At 56.9% G+C, this 14826-nt stretch carries 13 protein-coding genes and 2 pseudogenes; 1 reads left to right on the forward strand and 14 read right to left on the reverse strand.

Features of this window, described 5'->3' with window-relative positions:
* Positions 1-143 precede the first annotated feature (143 nt).
* Positions 144-547: pseudogene (locus FSO04_RS31350) on the reverse strand (Tn3 family transposase); the annotation flags it as partial.
* Here FSO04_RS31350 and FSO04_RS47120 point away from each other — a divergent pair.
* Positions 544-705: pseudogene (locus FSO04_RS47120) on the forward strand (IS256 family transposase); the annotation flags it as partial. The pseudogenes FSO04_RS31350 and FSO04_RS47120 sit on opposite strands and share 4 nt — an antisense overlap.
* A 137-nt stretch (positions 706-842) precedes the next feature.
* On the opposite strand, the gene FSO04_RS31355 reads toward FSO04_RS47120, so the two are convergent.
* The 13 genes from FSO04_RS31355 to FSO04_RS31415 form a co-directional block, all read right to left on the reverse strand.
* Positions 843-1619 (reverse strand): SDR family NAD(P)-dependent oxidoreductase, encoded by a 777-nt coding sequence (locus tag FSO04_RS31355; RefSeq protein WP_233465040.1) that lies wholly within the window; start codon positions 1617-1619, stop codon positions 843-845.
* A gap of 336 nt (positions 1620-1955) precedes the next feature.
* On the reverse strand, positions 1956-2204 hold the full coding sequence (locus FSO04_RS31360) for a hypothetical protein (RefSeq protein WP_154565485.1): 249 nt from the start codon (positions 2202-2204) through the stop codon (positions 1956-1958).
* 839 nt (positions 2205-3043) lie between these two features.
* A complete protein-coding gene (locus tag FSO04_RS31365) occupies positions 3044-3562 on the reverse strand; it encodes a hypothetical protein (RefSeq protein ID WP_154565486.1) in 519 nt (172 codons plus the stop codon).
* Positions 3563-3750: 188 nt separating this feature from the next.
* Positions 3751-4635, reverse strand: a complete 885-nt coding sequence (gene gloB / locus FSO04_RS31370) for a hydroxyacylglutathione hydrolase (RefSeq protein WP_154565487.1) — start codon at positions 4633-4635, stop codon at positions 3751-3753.
* A 214-nt stretch (positions 4636-4849) separates the two neighbouring features.
* Positions 4850-5308: a cupin domain-containing protein gene (locus FSO04_RS31375; protein WP_154565488.1), complete on the reverse strand. Its 459-nt coding sequence runs from the start codon at positions 5306-5308 to the stop codon at positions 4850-4852.
* A 51-nt stretch (positions 5309-5359) separates the two neighbouring features.
* Positions 5360-5827 carry a lactoylglutathione lyase gene (gene gloA, locus FSO04_RS31380; protein ID WP_154565489.1) on the reverse strand — a complete coding sequence of 156 codons (468 nt, stop codon included), beginning with the start codon at positions 5825-5827 and terminating at the stop codon, positions 5360-5362.
* A gap of 499 nt (positions 5828-6326) precedes the next feature.
* Positions 6327-7808, reverse strand: a complete 1482-nt coding sequence (gene gabD, locus FSO04_RS31385; protein ID WP_154565490.1) for an NADP-dependent succinate-semialdehyde dehydrogenase — start codon at positions 7806-7808, stop codon at positions 6327-6329.
* Positions 7809-7861: 53 nt separating this feature from the next.
* Positions 7862-9019, reverse strand: coding sequence for an iron-containing alcohol dehydrogenase (locus FSO04_RS31390; RefSeq protein ID WP_168435914.1), 1158 nt, complete (start codon positions 9017-9019; stop codon positions 7862-7864).
* Positions 9020-9060: 41 nt separating this feature from the next.
* The gene (locus FSO04_RS31395) at positions 9061-10017 is read right to left on the reverse strand and encodes an alpha/beta hydrolase (protein ID WP_154565492.1); all 957 of its coding nucleotides are present in this window, start codon (positions 10015-10017) and stop codon (positions 9061-9063) included.
* Positions 10018-10066: 49 nt separating this feature from the next.
* Positions 10067-11548, reverse strand: coding sequence for a flavin-containing monooxygenase (locus tag FSO04_RS31400; RefSeq protein WP_154565493.1), 1482 nt, complete (start codon positions 11546-11548; stop codon positions 10067-10069).
* Positions 11549-11688: 140 nt separating this feature from the next.
* Positions 11689-12492, reverse strand: coding sequence for an SDR family NAD(P)-dependent oxidoreductase (locus FSO04_RS31405; RefSeq protein ID WP_168435915.1), 804 nt, complete (start codon positions 12490-12492; stop codon positions 11689-11691).
* 36 nt (positions 12493-12528) lie between these two features.
* The gene (locus tag FSO04_RS31410; protein WP_154565494.1) at positions 12529-13344 is read right to left on the reverse strand and encodes an SDR family NAD(P)-dependent oxidoreductase; all 816 of its coding nucleotides are present in this window, start codon (positions 13342-13344) and stop codon (positions 12529-12531) included.
* 419 nt (positions 13345-13763) lie between these two features.
* The gene (locus tag FSO04_RS31415; protein WP_154565495.1) at positions 13764-14732 is read right to left on the reverse strand and encodes an aminotransferase class IV; all 969 of its coding nucleotides are present in this window, start codon (positions 14730-14732) and stop codon (positions 13764-13766) included.
* Positions 14733-14826: the final 94 nt, after the last annotated feature.

Below are 14826 nucleotides of genomic sequence, written 5' to 3' on the forward strand. Positions count from 1 at the left end.
GCAGGCAGCCGAGACAGGATAACGGAAGGAATTTCGCCGGATTGCCGTGACGATGAAAATGACCATCGTCACGGCAATCCGGCGATGGCTAAACTCGTACCTTGACTTCGGCCGACTAATGGGTGTCACGATAAAGCGGCGGACACCGCGATATAGTTGTTGGCGACATGCCGGTATGCGACCGCACCCATTTTCCGGTAGCGAAAGTGATAGCCCGCGAGCAGGTTGTTGTCGTAGAAATCGTACTGCGTCCCGTCGGCCGCAACCGTCTTGCCATCGCCCCAGTGTTTCGGCAGGTCGAGCCGCAGGTACAGTTCGATCAGCTCGCGCTGCGCGGTTCGAGCTTGTCCAGGCTCATGTGCCGACGGTTGACGAACGACAGCATGTGCGCGGTGACATCCGAGTCGAGATGGCGGGCCGCCTGGGTCGGGTCGAGATTGCAGCCCATCGCGAAAATCGTCAGCAGGTAACGCTCGGCGGCATTGCGAATCTGCGGATCGCTCCCGGACAACGGCCCGAAGTGCCGCGTGAAATGGGTCCAGTGCTCGCGGTCACTTCCCCAGCGACGAAGCCGCCAGCAAACTGCTGTACCTGGCCTTGCGCAACATCGAAAAGGATTGGAAGATGCCACCTATTACCTGGCGGCAAGCAGCCAATCAGTTCGCCATTCTGTTCGGCGAGCGGTTCACCGCCGCCATCAGCTGAGATTTTTAACCGACCTCAGCACACAAAATTCCTGACACCTCCCTGCTTTTCGAACACCAATCTAGTCGTGAGCTGCCGTAGTTAGTCTTCCGGAGACGACTCTGTGTCGGTCCGGCGGCAGATATCATCTTTAACGCTCACATCCAACTCAAAGTCTGACCACCATCAACAACGACGACAGCACCGGTCATATAGCTGCCCGCGCCTGAAGCCAGGAGGAGCGTTGCGCCGTCCAATTGGTCCACTTCACCAATCTTGTGCATTGGGATACGTTGCAGGATATTCCCCTCCAGTCCATTTTCCTGAAAGGAAAGATGCATTTCCGTTCGGAAGTTTCCCGGGCAGAGTGCATTCACCCGTACACCCTTACGCGCAAGTTCAAGAGCCATGGTTTGTGTAAGCTGGATAAGAGCCGCCTTTGAAGCACCGTAGCTCGCCAGATGACCGGCCGCACGCAGGCCCGAAGTCGACGCGATATTAATGATCGAGCCGCCGCCACATTCGACCATACTCTGCGCTGCTCTCTGTGCCAGCAAGAATGCCCCTTTTAGATTTGTGTCGAAGACTCTCTCGATATCCTCGAGCTTTTGGGACAAAAACCGCTCTGCATACAGAACGCCAGCGTTATTGATCAAGATGTCGATCGGTGCACCGATCTCCTCCTGCGCGCTCTGCCATGCCTGAGTGATAGATTGCGGCGATATGACGTCTAGCGCTACGCCGCACGCACGATACCCCTCCCCGCGAAGACTTGCGACTTCGGCTTGCACCTTGTCGACACGCCGCGCCGCCAGCACCACCGCTGCGCCAGCCTGAGCCAACACACGGGCGATGTGAAGTCCGATACCGCCGGAGGCGCCGCTGATAAATGCAGTCTTCCCTGCCAGACTAAACAACGATTGAATGTCATTCACGATATCACCTCGAAGAGTCCGTAGCCGGGCCCAGCCGCGAGCGCGGCATTTCGAGCGAGGTTCTCCGTGACTTCCACCAAGCCGTTCAACGCTGTCCTCAGTGCCTGCGCGAGGCTGGCTAGTTCGGAATCGCCTTCCAGACGTCGGATACCGCCCTACGCGGACACAAATCAAGGCGTCCAGTATGAGAATCTCGTCCTCAAGCTCATATCTGCCCCCTTCCGTCCCGGACAGCCAAGCAAGCAGACCTCGAAACTTTGCGTCCATTGTGAACCGGGGGCGAGTCCCCTTCAACTCCACGATGCGAAAGACCACATCCCTACGCAGCGAACCGGATCACGCTGCGCGCGGGTAAGCATGCATCGCCGGGCGGTCGACTTCAGGCGGGAACACGCACCATGAGCCGTCACCGTGCCAGAAGAAGAAAATGGCAAACGAGCCCGTCGGCCGCGATACCTCAACGCAGACATAGCGCCTTCGATTCAGGCGCGTGCGACTGAATTGACTAACACGAGCCGGCATAGCCGGTGTCGGTGCAAGCCATTTGTCGACCAGAACACGCAGGGACTTCTCGCCGGTATCCATGTCTTACTCCTTCAACCACATTTGCCTATGTTGGCGCCGTGCATGCTTCTGCAAAAATGCACCACGCTGTCCTTGCAGAAGGACTGTCGACGCGAGTCCCGCGCGCGATCAAGCGCAACTGCGCTGAGAGCAACTGAACCCGCAAGCGCATCTATCACTAGACGCGCGTACTGCTGTGTTTATCGCGTCGTAAGTGGTGTCGTGCTCGAATCCCAGCTGTTGCCGCTAACCCTTGCGCCGATGGATCCCAACGCGTTATCAAGTCAAGCGCAGAGCACCCAACGACCAACATGAACCATTATTTTTGTTGTTTGACCTAATTTTACTTGCAAAACGACCTACTTTCCAAGAAAAAACTCGCCTTTCGACATCAGTAAAATCCCTTGCCTCTGGGAATCCCTCTGGCTTTTAAATAGGGAACGGTTTAATCGTCGTATTAATATATTATGGAAATTTTTAGTCAACGAATTTTTTTTATTGGCTGATCGACCTACACGTCGTATGTTGAACTGAACAGCGGGACGTTTTCTGGCACCGCTCTCCCCCGCCTAGATGCGTTTCCCGCGCGCCGCGCCTGGCGGCATTTGAACATGGCGCCGACTGCTGCATCACACCGCTCCGCCCAGGGGCGACTGACCAAGCACGAATGGGGAAGCTTGAGGTTTCCTGTCCCAGGATCGAGCATGTGCTCACGGGCCAAAAATATGTGTTCTATGGCCAAGACGCGGCTCGCACCGGGTGCTGTCGTAGCGAGATTGCCAACACCTTTTTCGATTCAGCACGATGCTTGCCTGCGCGTGAACACGGCCTCGCTTATCGCTGAGAGTGGCCCGGCAATTTCACGCGGAGAGGCCTGCGGATTTCACGTTCCTGTGATTTAGGCGGATTAGGTCGCAGCCATCCGAGCTCCGCAGGAAACCATAGACATTCGCTTCTGCCTGCAATATCCGGTGGAGCGGAGCGGCAGCGAGTTGGTCGTCATGAACTAGAAGGACCTTGCCGATAATCTCAAAGCACTCGGAGTCCATGCGCCATACGCCTGAATTGCGCCCCTTGGAGCGATTGCTCTCAAGGGCGCCCTCCGCGTCTTCGAACAACTTTGGCATGGCTTTCCCGAATCCATCACGCCACAGAAAGTAGGTCATATACAGCGACCGAACCAGCTGACTCATGAGGAAATCATTGCCAGCATCTCCGCGGCATGCCATCAACGACAGATGGTGAGTCAAGCAAAGCTTGGTGGCAAATGTCCTGTCGACGGGCAGAAGCAACTTCTTGTTGAGCCGAGGCGGGACGCAATGAACGCCAGCCGGTGCACCTTTGCGAATCTTGTTCGACTGTTGCAACTTCTTCATCATAAGTCTACTTGCTAGTCTGCAGACAAATCTAAGTCGCCGCCGGCGGCGGGCAAATCCCGGGAACATTCCTGCGCCTTGCGGCCATCACACCCTCTTCGCGGGCGGCGATGCGGGACGGCCAGCAACAGCCTGCGATGCGTTTCAATCTCCCCCAATCAAACCCTGCCCCGGTAAAAGCACCCTCGAAACTATGGCGGCAAAACGGATAAGGATGTTTCCCCTATTTGAGAAAAACAGAGGGCAACCGGTTCGCGAGTTCCCGATAGCCCCCCCTGAAACAGATCCTTCCACGCGCGCAGAAGTATGAACGCAGCGAGCCGATGGGGTACTGGCACACCGAAGCGTTCGATGAGCACATCGTGGATTTCATCCTGCTGTGCGCGCAGGAATGGATTGACGGTCAACTCATGGCCGATGGTCGTCGGTAGCGTCGGTCGGCCCGCCAGACGGAGCGCGGCTGCTTTCTCTTGCCAGCGTCCGATGTGCTCGTTGCCGGGTTCGCATACGCGAGCGAACTCCAGATTGGACAGTGTGTATTCGTGAGCGCAATGCAGGAGCGTAGACGGCGGCAAGGTAGCTAGCTCGTCTAGAGATTCAAGCATTTCTTCAGCCGAGCCTTCGAGCAGTCGGCCGCAGCCACTGGCGAATAGGGTGTCGCCGGCGAAAAGATGGCCTGGCTGACCATCGACGCCACGCTGGAAAAAGACGATGTGGCCGTGCGTGTGTCCCGGCGTGGCAATGACGGTCGCACGAAAATCTAGTTCGCTCACTTCGACTTCGAACCCATCGGCCACCGGGCAGGTAACGCACGCTATCGGTTCCCGCGCAGGTCCATAAACTGGCGTGCCCTGTTGTCCGCACGAGCGCAGCAATGTCCGAACGCCGTCGACATGGTCGCCATGATGGTGCGTAAGCAATACTGCCGTGACGACCAGATTTCGGGACTTGCAGAACAGCTCGATCGGCTCCGCCGCTCCAGGGTCAACGACAATCGCGCAGGCACCGTCAGTGACTACCCACGCGTAGTTATCCTCAAAGAATGGTACCGGGATGTATTCGAGGCTTTTTGCCATGTTGCTTGTCGGCTAGATCGATGAGGTTTAGGACGCCTGGCGCAGCGCCGGGGCTCGGACCCGCCGGAAGTGGGGGAGGAAGGCGCCGCATCCAGGCCGGGTTGTGGGAGTGTCGAGGACTGGGCGCGGGACGGCATGTCCGGAGTCGCCTTGGCTATGGTAGCTACTTTGCCTGCGACTCCGTATGAGATGGGTTTCAACTAATGTTGTCGACTCATACACGTCGCTCGCTAAGGTGAGGCACCGTCTGCGATTGACGAATGTACTCTTCCCAACTCTCATACCCAAGAATGCCATCATCGTCGAAGAAGAGGATTGCACCCTCCATGATGAACAGGTACTCCGTGTCTTCAAGTGCCGTCGTCGCACCGTGAATCATGCCATTTGGCTCGTAGACATAGTCACCGGCCTCCAGCGTGGCATCACGCACTTTCAGCTTACCCTTGATAATCCAGGTGTGCGACGCTCCAATGTGCTTGTGCGGGGGCGCCTGGAATCCCTTCAACCAGCGAAACAATACTGCGAGTCGTCCCGATTCGTGACCTGCCCACAGTACCTTTGTGAAGGAACGTTCAGGATCATTTGGATCAGGATACCAACCCTCAGTATCACTATGTTTTACCAGAGTGTCCATCAACGCGGGGTTAAGCGGGGCAATATTTTGGAGGGGCATGGCTGTTTCCTTGTTTCCAGTGAAAAGACTGTGTGCGGGCTCGCTTACCCTTCACGACACAACGCGCGTAAACGACTCCTTGTCAATGATTTCGACCCAGTAGCCATCCGGGTCTGCCACAAAGGCAATACCTTTCATCGATCCGTCGTTTGGCCGCTTTACGAACGAAACATTTTTCTCAAGAAGCTGGTCACAAAACACATTGACGTCGGGTACAGAAAAGCAGATGTGGCCGAAGCCGCGGGGATCCTTATTGCCGTTGTGATAGCCAGCAAAGTCAGGATCGGATTCGGTTCCCCAATTGTGGGTCAGCTCCAGGAGCCCCCTCTGCGTTGGGATCCAGTCCAAATCGCCAGAATTTTCATCGCAGTCCGAGGGAGCCAGAAAATATAGCGAAAACCGCCCCTCCGGAAAATCAAACTGGCGCACCATCTTCATATGAAAGTGCTCTTGGTAGAACCGTACAGAAATTTGCGGATCACGAACCCGCAACATCGTGTGATTAAGGATGATACTCATAACGAATTTCCCTACGAATTGAGAAAATCCTTGAAATCATATGATTGATATCGAGGCCATGTTACCTTCGCTTCTGACTCAGACTGCCCAGAAAATCACATATTTCAAATGTCAAATGACTATTTGCCCTCTTGCGCGGCGGACAAGAATGCGCGATCTTAAGATTCGGGTATAACGACGTGCCGCTGAAATACATAGGGCATTCCAGAATCCACTTGCCTTTGTTCTTTCGCATTCTTTATGTTCCATGCAGTAACGTTAGCTTAAACGCCGGCACTTAATCGGAACATGTGATAGCAGGACACGGTTTGGTCTCCCGGGGCCACTCATTAAGAGCATTGAAATTCTTAATAAGTACGAGCCAGGATATGCAATTGATCGCATTAACCCGACACCGCTTCCCACGAGGCGCATACCGCGTCGATCCCTTCGTCGGGAGCGCCGGGTTATTGAAAGGGCTGGCAAACCGCACCAGCCCCGGTTCGAGAGTGGAACCTGCTTACTGCACACCACCGATACAGAGGTACTTCAGTTCGAGGTAGTCTTCGATGCCATACTTCGAGCCTTCGCGGCCCAAGCCGCTTTCTTTCACACCACCAAATGGTGCTACTTCTGTTGAAATCAGACCCTCGTTGATACCCACGATTCCATACTCAAGCGCTTCGGCGACCTTCCAGACGCGCGCAATGTCACGGCTATAGAAGTAGGACGCGAGACCAAACTCGGTATCGTTGGCCATCGCGATAGCCTCTTCATCCGTCGAAAACCGGAACACAGGCGCGACCGGGCCGAACGTCTCTTCGCGGAAGATGAGCATGTCAGGTGTCGTGCCTGAAAGGATGGTTGGCTCGTAAAAGTTCTCGCCGGCAGCATGGTTCTTGCCACCGACCACAACCTTCGCACCCTTCGCGATAGCGTCCGCGACGTGTTCCTCGACTTTCGCGACCGCGTTACAGTCAATCAACGGCCCGATAAGTGTTCCATTCTCCAGTCCATTGCCGACCGTTAACTTCAATACCTCGCGGGACAGCCTCTCCACAAATTCGTCGTAGACGCCGTCTTGCACCAGCAGACGGTTGGCGCAGACACAGGTCTGGCCTGCATTGCGATACTTGGAAGCGATTGCACCCTTCACTGCCGCATCAAGGTCTGCATCATCGAATACGATAAAAGGAGCGTTGCCACCAAGCTCCATCGACGCTTTCTTCACGGTGGTCGCGCACTGTGCCAGTAGAACCTTGCCGACTTCGGTAGACCCGGTAAAGGACAGCTTGCGTACCGTGGGATTGCTCGAAAGTTCACCGCCGATAGCGCTGGCCGCCCCCGTTACGCAGGCGATGACGCCGTTCGGCATGCCGGCCCGCTCGGCCAGGACGCACAGTGCGAGCGCCGAGAACGGCGTCTGACTGGCGGGGTTCAGGACCATCGTGCAGCCGGCGGCGAGCGCCGGACCAATCTTGCGTGTCAGCATTGCCGCGGGGAAGTTCCACGGTGTGATCGCAGCGCACACGCCGATCGGCTGCTTCAAGACGATGATTCGCTTGTCGCGGGCGTGACCGGGGATGGTGTCACCGTAGACACGCTTGCCTTCTTCCGCGAACCACTCGAGAAACGACGCTGCGTAGCCGATTTCGCCCCGGCTCTCAGCGAGCGGCTTGCCCTGCTCGGCGGTCATGATGACAGCGAGATCGTCCTGATTCTCGAGCATGAGTTCGTACCAGCGCCGCAGAATGGCAGCGCGCTCCTTACCCGTTTTCGCTCGCCACTCAGGCAATGCCTTCTCGCAGGCTTCGATGGCGCGACGCGTTTCGTTGGCCCCCATCTTCGGTACGATGCCCAACACTTCGCCGGTAGCAGGATTCGTGACCTGGATGATTCCGCCGTTGTCCGCACCGACCCACTCGCCATTGATGAAGCAGGTATTTTTGACAAGGCTCTCGTCCTTCAGAGCGACTGAGGCAGCAAACCGTGTATTCAACATGATGATTCAACCTGAAATAGAGTCGTGTGAGACGTTGGTCTCGAACAAGGCCTTTAGAACGCGGCCTGATAGATAGCCAGCGCGTCCCGCTCAGTCAGCTCGCGAGGATTGTTGACCAGCAGGCGAGTCTGCTTCATCGCATCGGATGCCAGCGTTGTGAGCGCGTCCTCTGGGATACCGACGTCGCGAAGACGCTGCGGCACACACAATTCGCGGCTCAATGCCTGCAGTTGCTCAATCAACAAGGATGCGCGCTCTGCCGCGGGAGAACGGGACAACGCTGGAAAGAGCTCACAAGCCAGTTCCGCATATAAGCCGTCGGCGTGACTCACATTGAAGCGCATAACGTGCGGAAGAACGAGCGCGTTCGAGAGACCATGCGGCACGTGATAGCGCGCACCGACCGGATAGGCGAGCGCATGCACCGCGGCCACTGGAGAATTCGCGAACGCCTGCCCCGCGAGACAGGAGCCGAGCAACATTGCATTGCGAGCGGCTGCGTTCCTGCCGTCAAACACCGCCGTACGAATGTTCGCTCCCAATAATCGCAAAGCTTGAATGGCGAGCGTCTTCGAGATGAGATTGTTGTTTGCAGATGCCGACGTGACGGCTTCGACCGCATGCACGATAGCGTCGATGCCGGTCGCCGCAGTCACTGCTGCTGGAAGGCCAAAGGTCAGTTCGCCATCGAGAATGGCGATATCCGGCAGGAGAAGCGGAGAAACGATTCCCTTCTTTTCGGATTCGCCGGTTGTAACGATGGCGATCGGTGTGACTTCTGAACCCGTGCCCGCAGTCGTCGGAATGAGCGCCAATGGCAACCGCGGGCCCTTTGCAACGCGCACGCCATATGCGTCGCTGAGGGCGCCCTTGTTGCCGGCAAGCAGAGCTGCGACCTTCGCAACGTCCATAGGAGAGCCACCGCCGATGCCTAGCACGCCGGTCACTCCCTTCTCCTTCGCCAGTTCGACGGCGCCGAGGATGTTTGCCTCAGGTGGATCCGCGGCGACGTCGTCGTAAACGCAGACTTCGATTCCAGCAGCGCGGAGGTTCTCTTCCATCGGGCCAAGCAGGCCTACTTTACGGAGACCCACATCAGTGACGATGAGAACTCGTTGCCCAAGCGTCGGCGCGACGATTGCTGCAACATCCTTGCTGATACCGGAGCCACAGCGAATGAATGGAGTGGTTTCAAACGAAAAGGGCTTCACGCATACCTCTTGATATTTCGAATACAGCGAAGGCGCCGGTGCTAGACGTCGACCGCGTTCAATTTCTGTCGCGCATAGGCTGCCGCCCAGCCGAGCACGGTTCTCGCCGCGTTGATACGAAGGCCGAGCGTGAGAAAGCCGTGAATCTGGTCAGCGAGATGGAGATGGTTGACACGCACGCCAGCGTCCTGCAATCGGTGCGCGTATGCCGCGCCTTCTTCACACAACGGGTCGAAACCCGATGTGACGATCAGCGTATCGGGCAAGCTGGTCAGGTCCAGAGCATTCAACGGTGCGAGGCGGATATCGTCTGCGCCCAGAGAGTGCTGCACATAGTGGTCGCGGAACCAGCGCATGGTTGCAGACGTGAAGGGCAACCCGGACGCAACGCGCGAATAGCCTATTGACTCAACGGTGAGGTCAGTTACGGGATAGAACAGTAATTGCAGCTTCGGTCGGATCTCTTCGGCGTAGTCACGTGCGGACAGAGCGACGAACGTCGCGAGAAAGCCTCCCGCGCTGTCGCCAACGACACCCAAACGGGAAGAGTCGATGCCAAGTCCTTCTGCGTTCTGGGCAATCCACCGGTACGAAGCGATTGCGTCGTCGATAGCGGCTGGAAATGGGTGCTCAGGCGCCAGACGGTAATCCACCGCCACTACGCGGCAGCCCGACGCGCGAGCAAGTTCACGGCAAATTGAATCATGCGTGTCCAGCGAGCCGACGACCCAACCACCGCCGTGGAAGAAGACGAGCCCTGCCGCGAGAGGCCGTTCAGTGTCTTCATTTGTCCAGTATGAACGAAGGTTAATCCGGCCGACTGACGTATGCGCAACAACGTCCGCCGTCGCTACCAACTCATCGTGCGGCAGCCCGTTCATCTCGCACCCCAATGCGTATGCGGCGCGCGCTTCCGGCGCGGGCAGTTGGTGCAGCGGCGGTCGTTTCGCCCGCTCGACCAGGTCCAGATAGGCTAGGACGTCTCGATCCAGACTCATGGGTCTCCTCGCTTTGAAGGTTCAAGGGAGCCTCGCCCCCCTCAATATATTAGTTCTCGCGGGCAGTCTCAGAAACGGACAGGATCATGAACTCATCGCTAACAAAACGGCGAGTCTTGTCATGATATTGCTGCACCGTGCCAGACCAGTTATTGATAACCTTCCCTGTGGCATTCTTGTACCAGCTGTTGCAGTCACCCGACCACGCGGCGTCATCCATCTCGCCTTGCAGTTCGGCGTTGAAGCGCGAGACTACGGTCGGCCGTACTTCCAACGCCTCAACGCCAAGTTCGTCCTGCGCGGCCAAAGCCTGAACAACGTAACCGAACTGGGCCTCAAGCATCGACAGAATCGAGTTATGACCCAGATTGGTGTTGGGACCATACATCACAAAGAAGTTCGGGAACCCGCACACACACATGCCAAGGTACGCGTAAGCGCCGTCCTTCCAGGTATCGCGGAGGCTGTGCCCTTCACGCCCGACAACCTCGACAGGTCCCTGGAAAGACTGTGTTTCGAATCCAGTGCCATAGATGATGACGTCGACCGGATGCAATTCGCCATCCTCAGTGACAATGCCTTCCGGCTCCATGCGAGAGACGCCTGACGTGATCAGCGAAACGTTCTCGCGGACGATTGCCGGAAAATAGTCATCTGTACGCAGAATCCGCTTGCAACCGAGCGGATAGTCAGGAGTGAGTTTTTTACGCAGTTCAGGGTCCGGCACCTGATTTTGCAAATGCTCCATCGCGATGCGTTCAAGTTCCTCAGCCTCCGCGCTGCCTTGCTTCATGCGCAGAAAGGTCGTCTCACGCCATTCGAACAGTTCTTCGCGGTGAGTGGCAAATAAGTTCGGGATGGTGCAGTAGTCCTCGATTTCCTTGTCCGTGTACGGACGGTCCATTCTGGGAACAACCCAGTTCGGACTGCGCTGGAAGACGTCGAGGTGCCCAACAACGGGGGCGATTTCGGGGATGTACTGAACGGCGCTCGCAGCATTGCCAATGCTCGCAACACGCTTGCCGCTCAGATCGACGTCATGCCTCCAGCGCGCCGAGTGGAACTGGACACCCTTGAACGCGTCCTGTCCTTCGATGACCGGAGTTTGCGGACGGTTGAGCTGGCCCCACGCAGCAACGAAATTGCGCGCCGTCAGTACACTGCCGTCGGCCAGAGCAACATTCCACATCAGAGTCTCGTCATCCCATTTCACCGACGCAACCCTCGTTCCCAACCGAATATGCGGACGGAGACCATTGTCGTCGACGATGCGCTGCATGTACGCCAGAATCTCCGGCTGGCGCGCGTACACACGGCTCACAGTCGGGTTCAGAGCGAACGAAAAGCAGTACAGGTGCGACTCGGTATCACAACCTGAGCCCGGGTAAGTATTGTCGCGCCACGTGCCGCCGATATCATCGGCCTGCTCAAGAATCGCGAAATTCCGTTTGCCTGCTTCCAGCAACTTGACACCAAGTCCGATTCCGCTAAAACCCGCACCCAAAATGATGACATCGAGATGGCTCTTCATACAACGTCTCCAGTCTTAAACCCTCGAACTGCGATTCGAGAAACCCGCGCGCAGGGAAAACACCGTGCGCTAGAGCTGCGATTTGTGTAATAAATGGCCTTGGCCGGTGCTGCAACCAAGGCATAGCTTGCATGTCCCGACTATTCGTCTTCCACTGAGTAGCGGCAGAGCGTCTCCCCGCCGTCGACCGGAATGAGTGCGCCGTGGATGTAACCTGACTCGTCGCTGGCGAGGAACACCGCCAGATTCGAGATATCATCGACTTCGCCCCAGCGTTTCAACGGAATGGAGTTCGCGAAGGCATTCATGTAGTCGTCGTCATCAAAGTGACCACGCGTCATCGATGTCTTCGCGTAAGTCGGACAAATGCCGTTCGCGCGAATTCCGTTTCGGCCGTATTCAATCGCGACGCACTTCGTCAAGCTCGATACAGCACCCTTCGAGATGTTGTAGACCGATTGCTTTGGATGTCCGCCAAGACCCGCCGTCGAAACGATGTTGACGATAGTGCCGCCGCCTTTACCGAGGAAGACCTTGATTGCCTCCTGGCAACCGAACCAGGTGCCCTTCAGATTCACGTTCCAGCACGCATCGAGGTCCTTCTCATCGAACTCGTGAACGAGCTTTCCTGACCGGTAAATGCCCGCGTTATTCACGATCACATCCAGAGTGCCGAACCGCTGGACGGCAACGCTCACCAAATCGGCCACCTGCTGCTGTCTGCTGACATCGCACGTCGCGAAGAAGGCTGCACCTCCGCTCTTCTCAATCTCTTCGACAGTCGTCGCCGACGTTGCAGCTTCGAAACCACCCTGATTCCGACCTTCATGCAGGTCTGCAACGACGACCTTCGCGCCTTCTTTTGCATACTGGACGGCGATTGCGCGGCCAATGCCCGAGCTTGCCCCGGTGACGATTGCCACCTTGCCTTCAAGTCGATTCACATCTGCTCCCGATTCACGAATTGTTTGAGCGGCTTATTAGCGTGCGACAAATCCGCCGTCGAGGGTGAGCATCGAGCCCGTCATCCATTCCGCGTCGTCCGACGCAAGGAACAATGCGGCCTTCGCCACGTCGTCAACCGTTCCCAGACGTGGCCATGGCGTAAGACCATGCAGCCACTTTCTGATCGCTTCATCTTCGAGCGCTGAACGCACCATGGAGGTCGCGAGGAAGCCCGGGCAAATCGCGTTGACATTGATTCGCTGCTCGGCGAAGTCCACGGCGATTTCCTTCGTAAGCCCGACCACCGCCGCCTTCGACGCGCAATACGCCGGCTCCTTCGCGAGACCGACAAGACCGGCCATCGATGCCATGTTGACGACCCGGCCGCGAACCTCACCGCCATTGGTCATCTTGATCGGCTCCTGCTTCATGAATTGCTCGATGGCGTATTTGCAGCCCAGCCATACCCCTTTGACGTTGACGGCCATGGTGGTGTCGAAGTCCTCTTCGCGTTCCTCTACGACGGTCGCGAAATCGAACGCGACACCTGCGTTGTTGACCATCACGTCCAGCCGGCCAAATTTCTCAACAGCCGCGACTACCAGCGCCTGCACTTCCTTTGACTTGGTGACGTTGCAGGGAACAAATTGCGCTGCACCGCCACGCTGCACGATGAGGTCATCTGTATCGATGTCGAGGTCCGGCTCGTAACCGTCCGCGTTCGCCGACTTACGGATGTCGGAGCACACTACCGACGCACCTTCCTTCGCAAGCACAAGAGCGATGGCACGACCAATTCCTGAGCTGGCGCCGGTGACCACGGCGACGCGGTTCTGCAATTTCAAAGTCATTCGTGAAAGCTCCTGCCAAGGGTGTTGAGGTGTGCGGCGACATCAGTCTTGCGTTGCCATTGCTCGCGAATCCGAAGCGATGTAACCGCCCAGAATTTGGAAAATGTTATGCAGTAGCTGCGTAACAGCACAGGTTTGAGCAGGCCAAAATTCCCCGCCGAATGGCCAATTACAGAGAATCACGCCAGCCAAACCGAACGGATCGAATCGCGAATGTGCGATTCCCGATGTCAATGGATGAATATCTGATTTGCCCAATGACGCATATCGTCATCGGCACTGAGGCTACTCCGCGCGTAACGCCACAGCCTGCAGACAGGCGGGATCTAAAACGCGCAGGGCATCTGGGAATTGAGCGCCGCTGTCGACGCGTCCCGGTGGCGTCAGGCGGAAGCCAAATCGATAGGCCGCCTGTGCCGTCATTCTCCGTAGTTAACCTTGGTGCCCAGCCAACCGTCCCAACGCCTGGACCAGTAAAGGTTGTGCAGTTTCGTGGTCAATGCGCCCGGTCCGCTTTCTCCACCGAGGATGATCCCGTCGACACTGTTAACCGGCATGATGCCGCCAGCAGTTGAAGTGATAAACGCTTCATCAGCGTCGCGCAGTTCGTCGGCAGTAACCGGCTTGACGTGAACAGGCATGCCAAGTTCCGCCGCCAGTTCGAGCGTTGTTTTCCGGGTAATACCCTCAAGACAGCCAGAGTCCGGCGTGAACAATTCGCCGTGCTTGATGAAGAAGATATTTACCCCCGGGCCCTCGGTCAGGTTGCCCTGCGCGTCACATAACACCGTCCACTCGCGCCCTTGTTCTCCCGCTTCGAAAAGTGAAAGCTTCAGGTCCATCCAAAGGAAGTTCTTTGCCGTGGGATCTACGGAATCCGGTGGAATACGGATGTAGCGCTTGCTGACCAGCAACTCCAGACCGCGCTCGCGCTGCTCATCGCTTGCGATAAAGCGATATGGAATAGCGAAAGCATAAAACCGATTGTTGTAGCTGTTCGGATCCGTTCGCTTCGCAGGCGTCGGCCCGCGCGTGACCGCCCACCAGACATATGCTTCGCGCGTACCAGCGAGCGTTACAAGCTTGTTGAGAATCTCGGTCGTTTCGTTCTTATCGTAAGGACTGCGCAGATAGAATTTCTTGCACGCGCTCTCGAAGCGTTCGAGATGGTCTTCCAGCCGGAAGAAGAAGCCCTTGCTAACACTGACAACGTCATATGCCGCGTCTGCCTGCATGAAACCGCCGTCGGTAATCGGCACGCTTGCCTCGTCGATCGAGCAAAAAGTACCGTTGACGTACGCGCTTCCATGGGCAAACTCCGGAGCGTACTCAAGCCGTGTATGTGACGGGTCCGTCAGCATGACGTTAGCGGCGCGCGTGATGTTCATGTGTAGCCTGTCCTTCTCACCGTTCAACGAAATTGCAAAATCCCCTGGCAGTAGTACCGCAACGGGCAATGCATCCGATGATAGGTCCCCACGT

It is taken from the genome of Paraburkholderia madseniana, from assembly GCF_009690905.1.
GTDB classification, from domain to species: Bacteria; Pseudomonadota; Gammaproteobacteria; order Burkholderiales; family Burkholderiaceae; genus Paraburkholderia; species Paraburkholderia madseniana.

Bases quoted from the DNA above. Each gene is read 5' to 3' on its own strand.
- FSO04_RS31395 (WP_154565492.1), bottom strand. From the start codon at position 10,017: ATGAGTCTGGATCGAGACGTCCTAGCCTATCTGGACCTGGTCGAGCGG.
- gloA (WP_154565489.1), bottom strand. From the start codon at position 5,827: ATGAGTATCATCCTTAATCACACGATGTTGCGGGTTCGTGATCCGCAA.
- gabD (WP_154565490.1), bottom strand. From the start codon at position 7,808: ATGTTGAATACACGGTTTGCTGCCTCAGTCGCTCTGAAGGACGAGAGC.
- gloB (WP_154565487.1), bottom strand. From the start codon at position 4,635: ATGGCAAAAAGCCTCGAATACATCCCGGTACCATTCTTTGAGGATAAC.
- FSO04_RS31360 (WP_154565485.1), bottom strand. From the start codon at position 2,204: ATGGATACCGGCGAGAAGTCCCTGCGTGTTCTGGTCGACAAATGGCTT.
- FSO04_RS31415 (WP_154565495.1), bottom strand. From the start codon at position 14,732: ATGAACATCACGCGCGCCGCTAACGTCATGCTGACGGACCCGTCACAT.
- FSO04_RS31410 (WP_154565494.1), bottom strand. From the start codon at position 13,344: ATGACTTTGAAATTGCAGAACCGCGTCGCCGTGGTCACCGGCGCCAGC.
- FSO04_RS31365 (WP_154565486.1), bottom strand. From the start codon at position 3,562: ATGATGAAGAAGTTGCAACAGTCGAACAAGATTCGCAAAGGTGCACCG.
- FSO04_RS31375 (WP_154565488.1), bottom strand. From the start codon at position 5,308: ATGCCCCTCCAAAATATTGCCCCGCTTAACCCCGCGTTGATGGACACT.
- FSO04_RS31400 (WP_154565493.1), bottom strand. From the start codon at position 11,548: ATGAAGAGCCATCTCGATGTCATCATTTTGGGTGCGGGTTTTAGCGGA.